The 14,571-nt window shown below is 72.9% G+C and carries 13 protein-coding genes; 5 read left to right on the forward strand and 8 right to left on the reverse strand.

Annotated features, from left to right (window positions below):
- Position 1 precedes the first annotated feature (1 nt).
- A complete protein-coding gene (locus tag ACWC24_RS07850; RefSeq protein WP_450661936.1) occupies positions 2–1,606 on the forward strand; it encodes an ABC transporter permease in 1,605 nt (534 codons plus the stop codon).
- Complete coding sequence (locus ACWC24_RS07855; RefSeq protein WP_450661937.1) at positions 1,606–2,625, forward strand: ABC transporter ATP-binding protein; 1,020 nt, start codon at positions 1,606–1,608, stop codon at positions 2,623–2,625. The genes ACWC24_RS07850 and ACWC24_RS07855 overlap by 1 nt, the downstream gene beginning before the upstream one ends.
- A gap of 77 nt (positions 2,626–2,702) precedes the next feature.
- Here ACWC24_RS07855 and ACWC24_RS07860 read toward each other — a convergent pair whose 3' ends face one another.
- From ACWC24_RS07860 to ACWC24_RS07890, 7 genes are all read right to left on the reverse strand, one after another.
- Positions 2,703–3,407, reverse strand: a complete 705-nt coding sequence (locus tag ACWC24_RS07860) for an LAETG motif-containing sortase-dependent surface protein (RefSeq protein WP_450661938.1) — start codon at positions 3,405–3,407, stop codon at positions 2,703–2,705.
- A 165-nt stretch (positions 3,408–3,572) separates the two neighbouring features.
- Positions 3,573–4,739 carry an LOG family protein gene (locus ACWC24_RS07865; protein WP_450661939.1) on the reverse strand — a complete coding sequence of 389 codons (1,167 nt, stop codon included), beginning with the start codon at positions 4,737–4,739 and terminating at the stop codon, positions 3,573–3,575.
- Between the two features lie 34 nt (positions 4,740–4,773).
- Positions 4,774–5,181 (reverse strand): VOC family protein, encoded by a 408-nt coding sequence (locus tag ACWC24_RS07870; RefSeq protein WP_450661940.1) that lies wholly within the window; start codon positions 5,179–5,181, stop codon positions 4,774–4,776.
- Positions 5,182–5,266: 85 nt separating this feature from the next.
- Positions 5,267–6,883: a hypothetical protein gene (locus ACWC24_RS07875; protein WP_450661941.1), complete on the reverse strand. Its 1,617-nt coding sequence runs from the start codon at positions 6,881–6,883 to the stop codon at positions 5,267–5,269.
- On the reverse strand, positions 6,865–7,611 hold the full coding sequence (locus ACWC24_RS07880) for an ABC transporter ATP-binding protein (protein ID WP_450661942.1): 747 nt from the start codon (positions 7,609–7,611) through the stop codon (positions 6,865–6,867). The genes ACWC24_RS07875 and ACWC24_RS07880 overlap by 19 nt, the downstream gene beginning before the upstream one ends.
- 216 nt (positions 7,612–7,827) lie before the next feature.
- Positions 7,828–9,192: an aspartate aminotransferase family protein gene (locus tag ACWC24_RS07885; protein WP_450661943.1), complete on the reverse strand. Its 1,365-nt coding sequence runs from the start codon at positions 9,190–9,192 to the stop codon at positions 7,828–7,830.
- Positions 9,193–9,194: 2 nt separating this feature from the next.
- Positions 9,195–9,713, reverse strand: coding sequence for an Lrp/AsnC ligand binding domain-containing protein (locus ACWC24_RS07890; RefSeq protein ID WP_162469671.1), 519 nt, complete (start codon positions 9,711–9,713; stop codon positions 9,195–9,197).
- 168 nt (positions 9,714–9,881) lie between these two features.
- Here ACWC24_RS07890 and ACWC24_RS07895 point away from each other — a divergent pair, with 168 nt between their 5' ends.
- Complete coding sequence (locus tag ACWC24_RS07895) at positions 9,882–11,321, forward strand: gamma-aminobutyraldehyde dehydrogenase (protein ID WP_450661944.1); 1,440 nt, start codon at positions 9,882–9,884, stop codon at positions 11,319–11,321.
- Positions 11,322–11,425: 104 nt separating this feature from the next.
- Here ACWC24_RS07895 and ACWC24_RS07900 read toward each other — a convergent pair whose 3' ends face one another.
- The gene (locus ACWC24_RS07900) at positions 11,426–12,103 is read right to left on the reverse strand and encodes a hypothetical protein (RefSeq protein WP_450661945.1); all 678 of its coding nucleotides are present in this window, start codon (positions 12,101–12,103) and stop codon (positions 11,426–11,428) included.
- A gap of 450 nt (positions 12,104–12,553) precedes the next feature.
- Between ACWC24_RS07900 and ACWC24_RS07905 the strand changes: the two genes are divergently transcribed.
- The gene (locus ACWC24_RS07905; protein ID WP_450661946.1) at positions 12,554–13,210 is read left to right on the forward strand and encodes a response regulator transcription factor; all 657 of its coding nucleotides are present in this window, start codon (positions 12,554–12,556) and stop codon (positions 13,208–13,210) included.
- Positions 13,207–14,418: a sensor histidine kinase gene (locus tag ACWC24_RS07910; protein WP_450661947.1), complete on the forward strand. Its 1,212-nt coding sequence runs from the start codon at positions 13,207–13,209 to the stop codon at positions 14,416–14,418. The genes ACWC24_RS07905 and ACWC24_RS07910 overlap by 4 nt, the downstream gene beginning before the upstream one ends.
- Positions 14,419–14,571: the final 153 nt, after the last annotated feature.

Consider the following 14,571-nt stretch of genomic DNA (forward strand, 5'->3'; position numbering starts at 1 on the left):
CATGGCCCTGCCCGTCGCGTTCTTCGGCGTGTTCTTCGCCTGGCCGGTCGCCGCGATCACGGCGCGCGGGCTGAAGTCCGACGGCGCCTGGCACCTCGGGCGGATCACGGACGTGCTCGCGCAGTCCGACATCCGGCACGTGCTCTGGTTCACCGTCTGGCAGGCGCTCGCCTCCACCGCGCTCACCCTGCTCGTCGCGCTCCCGGGCGCGTACGTTTTCGCCCGGCTCGACTTCCCGGGCAAGCGGGTGCTCCGGGCGGTGGTGACCGTGCCCTTCGTGCTGCCGACGGTCGTCGTCGGTACGGCGTTCCTGGCACTGGTCGGGCGCGGCGGGCTGCTCGACGAGCTGTGGGGCGTACGGCTGGACACCACCGTGTGGGCGATCCTGCTCGCGCACGTCTTCTTCAACTACGCGGTCGTCGTCCGTACGGTCGGCGGCCTGTGGGCGCAGCTGGACCCGCGGCAGGAGGAGGCGGCGCGGATGCTGGGCGCCTCCCGGCTGCGGGCCTGGCGCACCGTCACGCTGCCGGCGCTCGGGCCCGCCGTGGCCGCCGCCACGCTCATGGTCTTCCTGTTCACCTTCACCTCCTTCGGCGTGGTGCAGATCCTGGGCGGCCCCACCTTCTCCACCCTCGAGGTCGAGATCTACCGGCAGACCTCCGAGATCTTCGACCTGGCCACGGCCGCCGTGCTCACCCTCGTCCAGTTCGCGGCGGTGGGCGCGATCCTCGCCGTGCACGCCCGGACCGTACGGCGCTCGGAGAGCGCGCTGCGGCTGGTGGACCCGGCCCGCACGGCTCGACGGCCGCGCGGGGCCGGGCAGTGGGCGCTGCTGGCCGGTGTCCTCGGCACGGTCGCCGTGCTGATCCTGCTGCCGCTGGCGGTCCTGGTGCAGCGGTCGCTGGACGCGCCCGACTTCGGTTATTACCGGGCGCTGACCTCGGCTGACTCGGGTGTCTTCCTGGTGCCGCCGATCGACGCCGTCGGCAACTCCCTGACGTACGCGCTCGCCGCCACCGCCATCGCGGTGCTGATCGGCGGGCTCGCCGCGGCGGCCCTCACCCGGCGGGACACCGGGCGGTTCGTACGCGGCTTCGACGCGCTGCTGATGCTGCCGCTCGGGGTGTCCGCGGTGACGGTCGGCTTCGGGTTCCTGATCGCGCTCGACGAGCCGCCGCTGGACCTGCGGGCCTCCTGGATCCTGGTACCGCTCGCGCAGGCCCTGGTGGGTGTGCCCTTCGTCGTACGGACCATGCTGCCCGTGCTGCGGGCGGTGGACGGGCGGCTGCGGGAGGCGGCGGCGGTGCTCGGGGCGTCGCCGTGGCGGGTCTGGCGCGAGGTCGACCTGCCGCTGGTGCGGCGGGCGCTGCTGATCGCGGCCGGGTTCGCCTTCGCGGTGTCGCTGGGCGAGTTCGGGGCGACGGTGTTCATCGCGCGGCCCGACAACCCGACCCTGCCGGTCGCGGTGGCCAAGCTGCTGGGCCGCGCCGGTGAGCTCAACTACGGCCAGGCGATGGCCCTTTCGACGATTCTGATGGTGGTGTGCGCGGTGTCCCTGCTGATGCTGGAGGGGCTGCGGAGCGCGGATCGGACGGGGGAGTTCTGATGTTGCTGTCTCTCGCGGGGGCGACCGTGCGGTTCGGCGGTCAGGCGGTGCTCGACGCCGTCGACCTGGACGTCGCCGAGCACCAGGTCGTGTGTGTGCTCGGGCCGAGCGGCAGCGGCAAGTCGACGCTGCTGCGGGCGGTGGCCGGGCTGCAACCCCTTGACGGCGGACGGGTGGTGCTGGACGGGCGTGACCAGACCGGGGTGCCCGCGCACCGGCGGGAGGTGGGCCTGATGTTCCAGGACCACCAGCTCTTCCCGCAGCGGGACGTGGGCGGCAACGTGGCGTTCGGACTGCGCATGCGCGGCGCGTCGCGTGCCGAGCAGAGCGCCCGGGTGGGGGAGTTGCTCGACCTGGTCGGACTGCCGGGGGCCGCGCGCCGGGCTGTCGCCGCGCTGTCGGGCGGTGAGCAGCAGCGGGTGGCGCTCGCGCGGGCGCTCGCGCCCCGGCCGCGGCTGCTGATGCTGGACGAGCCGCTGGGGCAGCTCGACCGTTCGCTGCGCGAGCGGCTGGTGGTCGAACTGCGCCAGTTGTTCGGGCAGTTGGGCACGACGGTGCTGGCGGTCACCCACGATCAGAGCGAGGCGTTCGCGCTGGCCGACCGGGTCGTGGTGATGCGGGACGGGCGGATCGCCCAGTCCGGTACCCCGCTGGAGGTGTGGCAGCGACCCGCGGACGCGTTCGTGGCCCGCTTCCTCGGCTTCGACAACGTGGTGGAGGCGACCGTCGCCGGGGAGGCCGCGGACACCCCCTGGGGCAAGGTCGCGGTGGGCGAGGGCGCCCCACAGGGGACGCGCACGCTGCTCGTGCGCCCGGCCGGCGTACGGCTGGTGCCGGCGGACGAGGGCCTGCCCTGCACGGTGACCGCCCGCACCTTCAAGGGCACCCATGTCGCCGTTCATCTCCAGCCCCGGGACGCGCCCCGCCTGGAGGCGGCCTGCGCGCTGCGGACGGCGCCGGAGACCGGTGACACGGTCGGAGTGCGGTTCGACTCCTCGGACGTCGTGGTGCTCGACTGAGCGTCGGCTTCGCGCCGACATGCCGGTGGCCCGCCCCGGTGCGGGACGGGCCACTGGTGTGTACGTGTGCTGCGGGGTCAGCTCTTGCTGCTCGCCCCACGGCGGCGCATGCCGAAGAACACGGCACCGCCACCGACGACCACGAGGGCGCCCGCGATGCCGGCGATCATGCCGGTGTTGGAGTTCGCACCGGTCTCGGCGAGGTTGGACTCACCGACCTCGGCGGCGGACGGCGCGTTGCCCTGGGCGGCAGCGGCGGTCTCCGACTCGGTCGCGGACGGGGCGGGGGACGCGCTCTCGGACTCGTCGTCGGCCGGGGCGGTCGTCGACTCGGCCGGGGACGACGGGGTCGACGGGGTCGACGGCGTCGTGGTGTCCTCGGTCTTGCAGGCGGTGGCCGGCGCGGTCACGGTCTTCTCGCCGATCTTCTTGTCACCGGCCATGACGAGGATGCGGTAGGTGGCGTTCGGCTGCAGGTCCACCGGGAAGGAGAGGGTGACGCCGTCCTTGGAGCCCTGGACGTCCGCCTTCTCGCCGACCTTCTGCGCGTCCGCGCCGTTGTTCTCGAGGAACACGGAGACAGTGGGTCGGGTGCTGGAGGAGTCGTGGTCGACCACGGTGATGACGCCCTGGTCGCCTTCACAGGTGGCCTTGGCGTCGGTGAACTCGGTGATGCTGCAGGCGAGGGCGTTGCCCGCGACGCCGAGCGCGAGGGCGGCCGAGGCGGAGGCGACGCCGAGGATGCGCACGGAACGACGTGCGGTGCGACGAGATATGGACACGGTTGCCCTTCGGGGGATGCACAACTGCGGGGGGCTGTGGCGGAGATGAGGTGAGTCCCGGGACAGTCTCAGAACTCCCAGGAGAATCACAGGTCTATAAGTGTCGCGTAAGCAGTGTCAATGCGTATGCGCCCGCGCGCCGTCGACTTTACCCATTCGTTGCTGTCAAAGATGTTTCAGCACGTCAGGAGCCTGCTCGATCCGGTCAACCAGGGCTATTCGGGCCTCCATCGAGCGCCCCCGCGCGAGCGCCTGGAGGAGCGGCCACGCGGGCAGTTCCTCCGTCCAGTGCTTGCGGTTCACGAGCACCATCGGGGTGGGCTCGCCGCGCGATTCGTAGTGGTTCGGCGTCGCGTTGTCGAAGATCTCCTGTACGGTCCCGGCGGCGCCCGGCAGGAACACCACGCCCGCGGTGGAGCGGGCCAGAAGCCCGTCCTCGCGCAGGGCGTTGGCGAAGTACTTCGCGATGTGCGAGGCGAAGGCGTTGGGCGGCTCGTGGCCGTAGAACCAGGTCGGGACGCCGACCGAGGACCCGCCGTCCGGCCAGCGCTCGCGCACCTCGAAGGCGGCCCCCGCCCAGTCGCCGACGGACGGCCTGAACGAGGGCGCCTTGGCGAGGACGCGGAGCGCCTCGGTGAGCATGCCGTCGTCGAACGGGGCGGCGTACGCGCCGAGGTTGGCGGCCTCCATCGCGCCGGGGCCGCCGCCGGTGGCCACCGTGAACCCCGCGCGGGCCAGTTCCCGGCCGAGCCGGGCGGCGCCCGCGTACTCCTCGGTGCCGCGTGCCATGGCGTGCCCGCCCATGACGCCCACCACCCGCTTGCCGACGAGGAGTTCGTCGAGGGCGTCGGAGACGGCGTCGTCGTGGATCGAGCGCAGCATGGAGGCGAAGACGTCGCCGTTCGCCTTCGTCCGCTGGAACCAGCCGTACGTCAGGGCGTCCGGGGTCGCCTCGTAGCCCTGGTCGAGGGAGGCGAACAGTTCGTCGGGCGTGTAGACGAAGCCGCGGTACGGGTCGAAGGGCAGGCCCGGCACGGGCGGGAACACCAGGGCGCCGGAGGCGCGCAGGTGCGCGGCCGCCTCCGGGGCCATCGGGCAGCCGAGGAAGACGGCGCCGGCGGCGTCCAGGGTGAGCAGGGCGTCCGTACGGCCCGTCAGGTCGACGGCCTGGACGCGCAGATGGGGCCCTCCGGTCCCGGCGGCGCCGGGAGTTCGGGGGAGGGACGGGGCGTCGAGCGTGGCGAGGACCTCGTCGAACTCGTCCAGGGTCTCTATCTCGAGGTCGCGGAGGCCGTCGACGGGCTGGCCCGGCAGGGCGGGTGTCGGATTCACCCGCCCATGCTAGGAGGGCCGTTCGGCCGGGCGGTCAGCCCTGGACGGCCGCCGGGTCCATCCAGACGACTTCCCAGGTGTGCCCGTCGAGGTCGTCGAAGGCGCGGCCGTACATGAAGCCGTGGTCCTGCGTCCGGCCGCTGGTCGTGCCTCCAGCCGCCAGTGCCCGGTCGACCAGTTCGTCGACCTTCTCGCGGCTCGGGGCGCTCAGGGCCACGAGCACCTCGCTGGTCTTCGTGGCGTCCGCGATCTCCTTGTCGGTGAAGGTGGCGTAGAACGACTTCGTCAGCAGCATCGCCACGATGGTGTCGCTGATCACCACGGACGCCGCGTTCTCGTCGCTGAACTGCGGGTTGATGATGTAACCGAGGTCGGTGAAGAACTTCTTCGAGGCGTCGAGGTCGTTCACGGGCAGGTTCACGAAGATCATCTGCTGGTACATGCGAGGTCTCCCCTGAGATGTCGGTCGGCTCGTGCGTCGGGCTTTCGCCGAGATGCGATGTGGAGACCGGGGACCGCGGTGAAACTCATCGGTGGGCCAGCGGAAGGGCCGCCAGCTCCGCCACGATCAGGGTGAGCGGGCCGAACAGGGCCACGAGCGCGCCGGCCCGCAGCGCGGCCGCGCTGCGCAGCATGGTGCTCGGGGCGCCCAGGCGCAGCAGGGCGGCGGTGGTGTCGGAGCGGACCTGTCTGGCCTCGACGGCCGCGGTGAGCAGCGTCGTCACCGTGCAGCCCAGCACCAGCGCGGCGCCCAGGGTGGTGAGCGGGCCGAAGGACGCGCCGCCGGAGTCGCTCAGCGTCGTGGCGGCGTACGTCGCCGACAGCACGGCGCAGACCACGCCGAGCGGGCGGCCGATGCGGGCGGCCTCGGCCATCAGGACCCGGCCCGCCAGCAGCCGCAGGGCGCCGGGCCGGCCCGCCTGGAGCAGCACTCCGCACAGGTGGGTGAGGCCGGGGCCGGCCAGCGCGAGACCGAGGGCGGTGAGCAGCCAGCCGGCCAGGACGCCGGCGGGGCCGGTGGCCAGACCGGCGGGCAGCCGTGGCCCGGCGGCGGTGGACCGGCTCGCGTAGGCCTCCACGGCCAGGCCCGCGGCGAGGACGGCCACGCCCCAGGGCAGCGCGCCGGGGGCCGGGCGGGGGGCCGGGGGGCGCTGCGGGTCGGGGTCGGACGGGTGGTCCGCGGGGTGCCAGGTGCCGTTCTCCTCGAGCGTCTCGACGGCCTGGGAGGCGCCCTCGGCCGCACCGGCGTGCGCGGTGCCGTCGGGGGCAGCCGGGGCCTGCCGGGTGCCGTTCGTCGCGGCCCGGGCGGGCGGGGCGTCGTCCGCCGTGGACCAGAGACCGTCCGTACCGTCGGGCAGTGTCACAGGGCCGTCGGGCAGTGTCGCCGTGCCGTGCGGACCCGGCCGTACCGCCTCGGCGGCGTGGCCGCCCGCGGACCGGCGCGGCTGGAGGACCGGAACCTGTCCGGGCCCCGGGGCCTCGTCCGTACCCGTGCCCCCCGCGGCGGAGGTGCCGGACGCGGTCGTCCGCAGCCGGGCGCCGAATCTGGCGTACGTCCCGAACGTCTCGCGCGCGCCCGTCGGGCCGGACGCGCCGAAGCGGCCGTACCCCCGGGCCGGCAGGTGCCGCGGCTCGCGCGGGCGCAGCGCGAGGGCCGCGGCCGCCGAGGCGACGGCGGGCAGCACGGCCAGCAGGGTCAGGGCGCCCGCCAGGGGGAGCGGGGTGCCGGCCGCCAGGAACTGTGCCGCCGCGCCGTCGAACGGCATGCCCGTGAGATCGCCGCGCAGATGGAGGAAGAAGAACAGCGCCACCGTCGAGCCGAGGGCGCAGGACAGGGCCGTCGTCGTCGCCGAGATCGCCATCAGCCGGGCCGGTCCGAGCCCGATCGCCGCGAGGCCGGGCCGGGGCCGGGTGGCCGGGTCGGTGCGGGCGACGGCCACCGCGAGCTGGACCGTGGCGGCCAGCGGCACCGCGCACCAGGCCAGGCGCAGCAGGAGCGTGCCGGCGGGGGTGTCCGGGTGGCCCATCGCGTAGCCGAGGCTGCCCAGCAGCAGGAAGCCGGTGCCGGCCGAGGCGGCCGCCACCAGCAGGCGGCGCAGTTGGACGGCCGGGTGGGCGAGGCGGCTCAGGCGGAGAGCGAGCACGCGGCCCGGCCTTCCGTCTCGGCCTCGGCGACCGGCGGCAGGTGCAGGGTGTGCACGCGCCGCCCGTCGAGCAGGGACACCTTGCGGTCGGCCAGGGCCGCGGTCTCCGCGTCGTGCGTGGCGAGGACGACCGTGATGCCGTGCGAGCGGGCCGCCGTGGTGAGGGTGCGCAGGACGTGGGCGCGGTCGGCGCGGTGCAGGGGGGCCGTCGGCTCGTCCGCGAACAGGACCGTCGGGGCGGGCGCGAGGGCCCGGGCGATCGAGACCCGCTGACGTTCGGCCTGACGCAGTTGGTGCGGGCGCCTGCGCGCGGTGTCGCCGATGTCGAGGCGCTCCAGCCACTCCAGCGCGGCCACCTTGGCCCGGCGGCGGCTGGTGCCGCGCAGCATCAGGGGCAGTGCCGCGTTCTCCCAGACGTTCAGCTCGGGTACGAGCACCGGTGCCGGGTCGATCCAGCCGAAGCGGTCCCGGCGCAGGCGTTCCCGGGAGACGGGGCCCATGGTGTGCACGGGGACGCTGTTGAACCACACCTCGCCGCGCCGGGCCCGCACCAGTCCGGACAGACAGCGCAGCAGGGTGGTCTTGCCACTGCCGCGCGGGCCGCTGACGGCGAGGATCTCGCCCTCCCGGACGCCGAGCGAGACCCCGGCGAGCGCGGGCGAGCCGTCGTCGTGCGTGAAGTGCAGGGAGCGTGCCCAGAGCACGTCGTTGTCCGGCGGGGCCTCCATGGGCGTACACCTCGGTTCAGATCCGTAATTCCCGTGCCGTTCCCCCGTCCGGGGGAACGAAGGCAGGGCCGATCGGTCACTGGCACGCTAGGCAGGCGACGGCGGGAGGCCGGACAGCACGCGGCCCCGGGTCGCCGTTTCTCACTCGAACGGTCGATACCGGGGCCGGTGCCGATCACCCCGGGGGGTGATCGACGCGAGGGGTGGGACGCGAGGTCAGAGCTTGGTCCACGCCTCCGTCAGCGTCGCGCGCAGGATCTGCTCGATCTCGTCGAAGGTCTCCTGGTTGGAGATCAGCGGCGGGGCGAGCTGGATGACCGGGTCGCCGCGGTCGTCGGCACGGCAGTACAGGCCGTTCTCGAACAGCGCCTTCGACAGGAAGCCGTACAGGACGCGCTCGGTCTCCTCGGCGTTGAAGGACTCCTTCGTCGCCTTGTCCTTGACCAGCTCGATGCCGTAGAAGAAGCCGTTGCCGCGGACGTCGCCGACGATCGGCAGGTCGTGCAGCTTCTGGAGGGTCTTGAGGAAGTTGCCCTCGTTGTCCAGCACGTGCTGGTTGAGGCCCTCGCGCTCGAACAGGTCGAGGTTGGCCAGACCCACGGCCGCGGACACCGGGTGGCCGCCGAAGGTGTAGCCGTGCAGGAAGGTGTTGTCGCCCTTGTAGAACGGCTCGGCGATCCGGTCGGAGACGATGCAGGCGCCGATCGGGGAGTAGCCCGAGGTCATGCCCTTGGCGCAGGTGATCATGTCCGGGACGTAGCCGAACTTGTCACAGGCGAACGTCGTGCCGAGCCGGCCGAAGGCGCAGATGACCTCGTCCGAGACGAGCAGCACGTCGTACTGGTCGCAGATCTCGCGGACGCGCTGGAAGTAGCCGGGCGGGGGCGGGAAGCAGCCGCCCGCGTTCTGCACCGGCTCCAGGAAGACCGCGGCGACGGTGTCGGGGCCCTCGAAGAGGATCTGCTGCTCGATCTGGTCGGCGGCCCAGCGGCCGAAGGCCTCGGGGTCGTCGCCGTGGATCGGGGCGCGGTAGATGTTGGTGTTCGGGACCTTGTGCGCACCCGGCACCAGCGGCTCGAAGGGGGCCTTCAGGGCCGGCAGGCCGGTGATGGACAGGGCGCCCTGCGGGGTGCCGTGGTAGGCGACCGCGCGGGAGATGACCTTGTACTTGGTGTGCTTGCCCTTGAGCTTGAAGTACTGCTTGGCGAGCTTCCAGGCGGTCTCGACCGCCTCACCGCCGCCGGTGGTGAAGAACACCTTGTTCAGGTCGCCCGGCGCGTGGTGGGCGAGGCGCTCCGCCAGCTCCACGGCCTTGGGGTGGGCGTACGACCACACGGGGAAGAAGGCCAGCTCGGAGGCCTGCTTGGCGGCCACCTCGGCCAGCTCCGTCCGGCCGTGGCCGGCCTGGACCACGAACAGACCCGCGAGACCGTCGAGGTAGCGCTTGCCCTTGTCGTCGTAGATGTAGGTGCCCTCACCACGGACGATCGTGGGGACGGGCGAGTTCTCGTACGAGGACATGCGGGTGAAGTGCATCCACAGGTGGTCGTACGCGGATCGGCTGAGGTCCTTGGTGCTCACGGTTATCGGGTTCCCCACATGTAGGTCTGCTTCTTGAGCTTGAGGTAGACGAAGCTCTCGGTGGAGCGCACGCCGGGCAGGGCCCGGATGCGTTTGTTGATGACGTCCAGCAGGTGGTCGTCGTCCTCGCAGACGATCTCGGCGAGGATGTCGAACGAGCCCGCGGTCATCACCACGTACTCGACTTCCGACATGCCGGTCAGCGCTTCGGCCACGGGGTCGAGGTCGCCCTCGACGTTGACACCGACCATCGCCTGCCTGCGGAAGCCCACGGTGAGCGGGTCCGTGACGGCGACGATCTGCATCACGCCCTGGTCCAGCAGCTTCTGGACGCGCTGGCGCACGGCCGCCTCGGACAGGCCGACGGCCTTGCCGATCGCGGCGTACGGCCGGCGGCCGTCCTCCTGGAGCTGCTGGATGATCGCGAGGGAGACGGCATCCAGGTGGGGGGTGCCGTTCCTGGGCTCGCGGGGCGAGTCCCTCTGGTCTGCGCTTCGACTGGCCACGGCCTCACTCTGCACGACGTCTCGTCCGTTCCGCAAGGCTTTACCGATGAAATTCGTTGTCTATGGCGTCCAGGTCTGCGGATTTCGCAGCGATGACCCGCTCGGGGGTGTTGAAAACGTGGGCTCCCGGATTAGGGTAGGTGTCTCAGCGATTGGACAGTTCGACCTGACAGGAGGCCGGCAGTGAGCACCGAGCTGCGTCGTCTGCGCAACTACATCGATGGTGAGTTCCGGGACGCCGCCGACGGACGGACCACCGAGGTGGTCAACCCCGCGACGGGCGAGGCGTACGCGACCGCGCCCCTGTCCGGGCAGGCGGACGTGGACGCCGCGATGGCGGCCGCCGCGGCGGCGTTCCCCGCCTGGCGCGACACCACCCCCGCCGAGCGCCAGAAGGCCCTTCTGAAGATCGCGGACGCGTTCGAGGAGCGCGCCGAGGAACTCATCGCCGCCGAGGTGGAGAACACGGGCAAGCCCGTCGGACTCACCCGGTCCGAGGAGATCCCGCCGATGGTCGACCAGATCCGCTTCTTCGCGGGCGCCGCGCGGATGCTCGAAGGCCGCTCGGCCGGCGAGTACATGGACGGCATGACCTCGATCATCCGGCGCGAGCCGGTCGGCGTCTGCGCCCAGGTCGCGCCCTGGAACTACCCGATGATGATGGCCGTGTGGAAGTTCGCCCCGGCGATCGCGGCCGGCAACACGGTCGTCCTGAAGCCCTCGGACACCACCCCCGCCTCCACCGTCCTGATCGCCGACATCCTCGGCTCGATCCTGCCCAAGGGCGTCTTCAACGTCGTCTGCGGCGACCGCGAGACCGGCCGCGCGATGGTCGAGCACCCGACCCCGGCGATGGCCTCCATCACCGGCTCGGTACGCGCCGGCATGTCCGTCGCCGAGTCCGCCGCCAAGGACGTCAAGCGCGTCCACCTGGAGCTGGGCGGCAAGGCCCCGGTCGTGGTCTTCGAGGACACCGACATCGCCAAGGCCGTCGAGGACATCTCCGTCGCGGGCTTCTTCAACGCCGGCCAGGACTGTACGGCCGCCACCCGCGTCCTCGTCCAGGCGGGCATCCACGACGAGTTCGTGGCCGCGCTGGCGAAGGCCGCCGCCGAGACCAAGACCGGCCAGCCGGACGACGAGGACGTGCTGTACGGCCCGCTCAACAACCCCAACCAGCTCAAGCAGGTCTCGGGCTTCATCGAGCGCCTGCCCGCGCACGCCAAGGTCGAGGCGGGCGGCCAGCAGGTCGGTGACAAGGGTTACTTCTACGCCCCGACCGTCGTCTCCGGCCTGAAGCAGGACGACGAGATCATCCAGAACGAGGTCTTCGGACCGGTCATCACCGTCCAGTCCTTCACGGACGAGGACCAGGCGGTGGAGTGGGCCAACGGCGTCGAGTACGCCCTCGCCTCCTCGGTGTGGACCAAGGACCACTCCCGCGCCATGCGGATGTCCAAGAAGCTCGACTTCGGCTGCGTGTGGATCAACACCCACATCCCGCTGGTCGCCGAGATGCCGCACGGCGGCTTCAAGAAGTCCGGCTACGGCAAGGACCTGTCGGGGTACGGCTTCGACGACTACACCCGCATCAAGCACGTGATGACGTCGCTGGACGCGTGACGCACGGCGGGCCGGCGGCCCGCCGAGCTCCTGTGTGCCGGACACGCGCGGCCCCGGACGGTGAACTTCCGTCCGGGGCCGCGTCGTTCCCCTTGGCGAGACGGTCAGACGTGCTCGTCGACACCGCTCGTGACGAGCGTGGGCCCACCGGACTCCTCGATCACGCTGCTCGTGACCTTGGTGGGCTTCCCGGGCTTCCCCGGCTTCCCCGGCTTCCCCGGCAGGTCGGGAAGCGGCGGCAGTTCGGCGCCGGCCGGGAAGGTGACGCCCGCCTTCGCCATGATCGGACCGCACGCCTTGAGCGCCTTCTGGAAGCGCTTGGACGTCGGGTCGAACGTCCCGCCCTTGTCGGTGATCCTCACCTGCAACAGGACGCGGCCCTTGGCGTCCTTGGACGCGTGGATGTCCGGGAAGGTCTTCTGGCCGGCCCGGCGCATGCACACGGCGAACTTCTTGTTCGCCGCGTTGACGTCGCCGGGGGCGTCGGCGGTGGGGTGGTAGGCGACTCCGAAGCCGCCGGTCGCCCCGCCCTGACCCGCCCCGGCGTGGCCCGCGCCGCCCGTCGTCCCGCCGCCCTGGCCGGTCTCGCCCTTCGTCCGCCCGCCCTGCTCGTGCCCGAAGGACGCGACGGACGCAGCGGTCGCGGTGGTCGTACGGAGCTTCGCGCTCGTCGGGGAGCCGGCCGCCGACGCGGCGGACGCGGTGGCCGTGCAGAGGGCGGCGGCCGACAGGACGGCGACGCCCAGAGTGAGCAACTGTGCCCGGGGTGCCGGAGCACGCATGGGTTCCTCCTGGAGTGGGATGGATGGGTGTGGCCGCGGTGCTGCCGGTGCGGCCACGGCCTACGGAACCCGGTGGGCGGTTACGGCACGGGAACGGCCGCTCTTATACGGGCGCAACCGCGCCGAGGGCCGCCCCCGCCGGGCGCAACCGCGCCGAGGGCCGCCCCCGCCGGGCGCAACCGCGCCGAGGGCCGCCCCCGCCGGGCTGTCCGCGCCGAGGGCCGCCCCCGCCGGGCTGTCCGCGCCGAGGGCCGCCCCCGCCGGGCTGTCCGCGCCGAGGGCTGTTCCCCGCTGTCCGCGTCGAGGGTCGCCCCGCCGGTGGCCCTCCATGCCGGTGGCCCTCCACGCCGGTGGCCCTCCATGCCGGTGGCCCTCCACACAGACGGTCGTCCGCGCCGGGGTCGGCCGCTCTTACGCGCGTGTAACCGGCGACCCGGCACACTGGGCGCCATGCGTGTGCTGCTGGCCGAGGACCACCGGGAACTCGCCGAGACCGTGGCCGCCGGGCTGCGCCGGGAGGGCATGGCGGTCGACCTCGCTCTCGACGGTTCGACCGCCCTGGAGCGTGCCGGGGTCAACGGCTACGACGTCGTCGTGCTCGACCGGGACCTGCCCGTGGTCCACGGCGACCAGGTGTGCCGGACGCTGGCGGCCGGCGGCGGACGGGCCCGGGTCCTGATGCTCACCGCGTCCGGCACCGTGGCCGACCGGGTCGCGGGGCTCGGGCTCGGCGCCGACGACTATCTGCCCAAGCCGTTCGCCTTCGCCGAACTGGTCGCCCGGATCCGGGCGTTGGCCCGCCGGGCGCAGCCCGCTCTGCCGCCGGTGCTGGTCCGCGGCGAACTGCGGGTCGACCCGGCCCGGCGCGAGGCGAGCCGGGCCGGGTTCCGGCTGCCGCTCAGCCCCAAGGAGTTCGCCGTGCTCGAACTCCTGCTCTGCGCCCAGGGCGCGGCCGTGTCCACCGAGGAACTCCTGGAGCGGGCCTGGGACGAGGCCGCCGACCCCTTCAGCCAGACCGTCAAGGTGACCGTCAGCAGACTGCGCCGCAAGCTGGGGGAGCCGCCGCTGATCGAGACGGTGGACCGGGCCGGGTACCGCATCCGATGACCGGCTCCGCCCAGTGGTTCGCGCGCAGTATCCGATGGCGTCTGACGCTTCTCTACAGTGCGCTGTTCGTGGCGGCCGGCGCGCTGCTGCTGGCCTTCGTCTACTTCCTCGCCGCCCACTCCGAGTCCGGCGCCAGGACGGTCACCTCCGTGCAGGGCCCCGGCGTCTCGGGCGAGGCCTTCGACCCGTCGGCCCCGGGAACCCCTGCGGCGACCATCGACGCCGTCGCCGAGATCCTGCACGAGGGTCAACTGCACGACCTCCTCGTCGAGGGCGCGGTCGCGCTCGCCGTGATGGCGCTGGTCTCGCTCGTGCTCGGCTGGCTGATGGCCGGCCGGGTACTGGCACCGCTGCGGACCATGACGGCCGCCGCCCGCCGGATCTCCGCCGACAACCTGCACGAGCGGCTCGCCGTACCCGGGCCCGACGACGAGCTGAAGGCCGTGGCGGACACCTTCGACGACGTACTGGCCCGGCTGGAGGGCGCGTTCGAGGCGCAGCGGCAGTTCGTCGCCAACGCCTCGCACGAACTGCGCACCCCGCTCACGCTCCAGCAGACCATCGTCGACGTGACCCTCGCCGACCCCGACGTCGGCGCCCCGGACCTGCGGGCGGCGCTGCTGCGGGTGCGGGCGGCCGGCCAGGAGCAGGAGCGGCTGATCGAGGCGCTGTTGACGCTGGCCCGCAGCCAACGGGGTCTGGAGCGACGGGAGTTCGTCGATCTGGCGGCGATCGTGCGGGAGCGTCTGCCCCGGTCGGGCCCGCGCGTCGAGGCCCGCCTGGGGGCCGCCCCCGTGCTCGGTGACCGCCAACTCGTCGAGCGGCTCGTGGTCAACCTCACCGAGAACGCCGTACGGCACAACCTCCCTGCGGGCGAAGAGGGTTGGGTCAGCGTGTGGACGGGGGTGGACGCGGCCGGCCGGGCCGGGCTGCGGATCGAGAACAGCGGTCCGGTGATCCCGGCCGACCGCGCCGAGGGCCTGTTCCAGCCCTTCCGCCGACTCGGCCCGGAGCGCGTCCGCAGCCGGGACGGGCTGGGCCTGGGTCTGTCCATCGTGGCGGCCGTGGTCGCCGCGCACGGCGGCCGGGTGCTGGCCCGGACCCGGGCCCGGGGAGGTCTCGTGGTCGAGGTCGGCCTGCCCCGCTGTCCCGACACCCCGCCTGTCGCGGCGACGGAGCCGGCGGCGGCGGCCCGCCGGGGCTGCTGACCGCCGGGTCCGGCCGCGGGGGTGACCGTCCGGCCTGGCCGCGGGGGTGACCGTCCGGCCCGGCTGCGGGGGTGACCGTCCGGCCCGGACGTGGGGGACGACCTGCGGCATCCTTGGTCGACAAGATGTCGGGGCTGCGTCGCCGAGCTCGAC

It is taken from the genome of Streptomyces sp. NPDC001443 (genome assembly GCF_053597355.1).

Excerpts from the sequence above, each read along its gene's own strand:
- ACWC24_RS07850 (WP_450661936.1), top strand. The coding sequence starts at position 2 with ATGGCCCTGCCCGTCGCGTTCTTCGGCGTGTTCTTCGCCTGGCCGGTC.
- ACWC24_RS07880 (WP_450661942.1), bottom strand. The coding sequence starts at position 7,611 with ATGGAGGCCCCGCCGGACAACGACGTGCTCTGGGCACGCTCCCTGCAC.
- ACWC24_RS07855 (WP_450661937.1), top strand. The coding sequence starts at position 1,606 with ATGTTGCTGTCTCTCGCGGGGGCGACCGTGCGGTTCGGCGGTCAGGCG.
- ACWC24_RS07900 (WP_450661945.1), bottom strand. The coding sequence starts at position 12,103 with ATGCGTGCTCCGGCACCCCGGGCACAGTTGCTCACTCTGGGCGTCGCC.
- ACWC24_RS07910 (WP_450661947.1), top strand. The coding sequence starts at position 13,207 with ATGACCGGCTCCGCCCAGTGGTTCGCGCGCAGTATCCGATGGCGTCTG.
- ACWC24_RS07870 (WP_450661940.1), bottom strand. The coding sequence starts at position 5,181 with ATGTACCAGCAGATGATCTTCGTGAACCTGCCCGTGAACGACCTCGAC.
- ACWC24_RS07905 (WP_450661946.1), top strand. The coding sequence starts at position 12,554 with ATGCGTGTGCTGCTGGCCGAGGACCACCGGGAACTCGCCGAGACCGTG.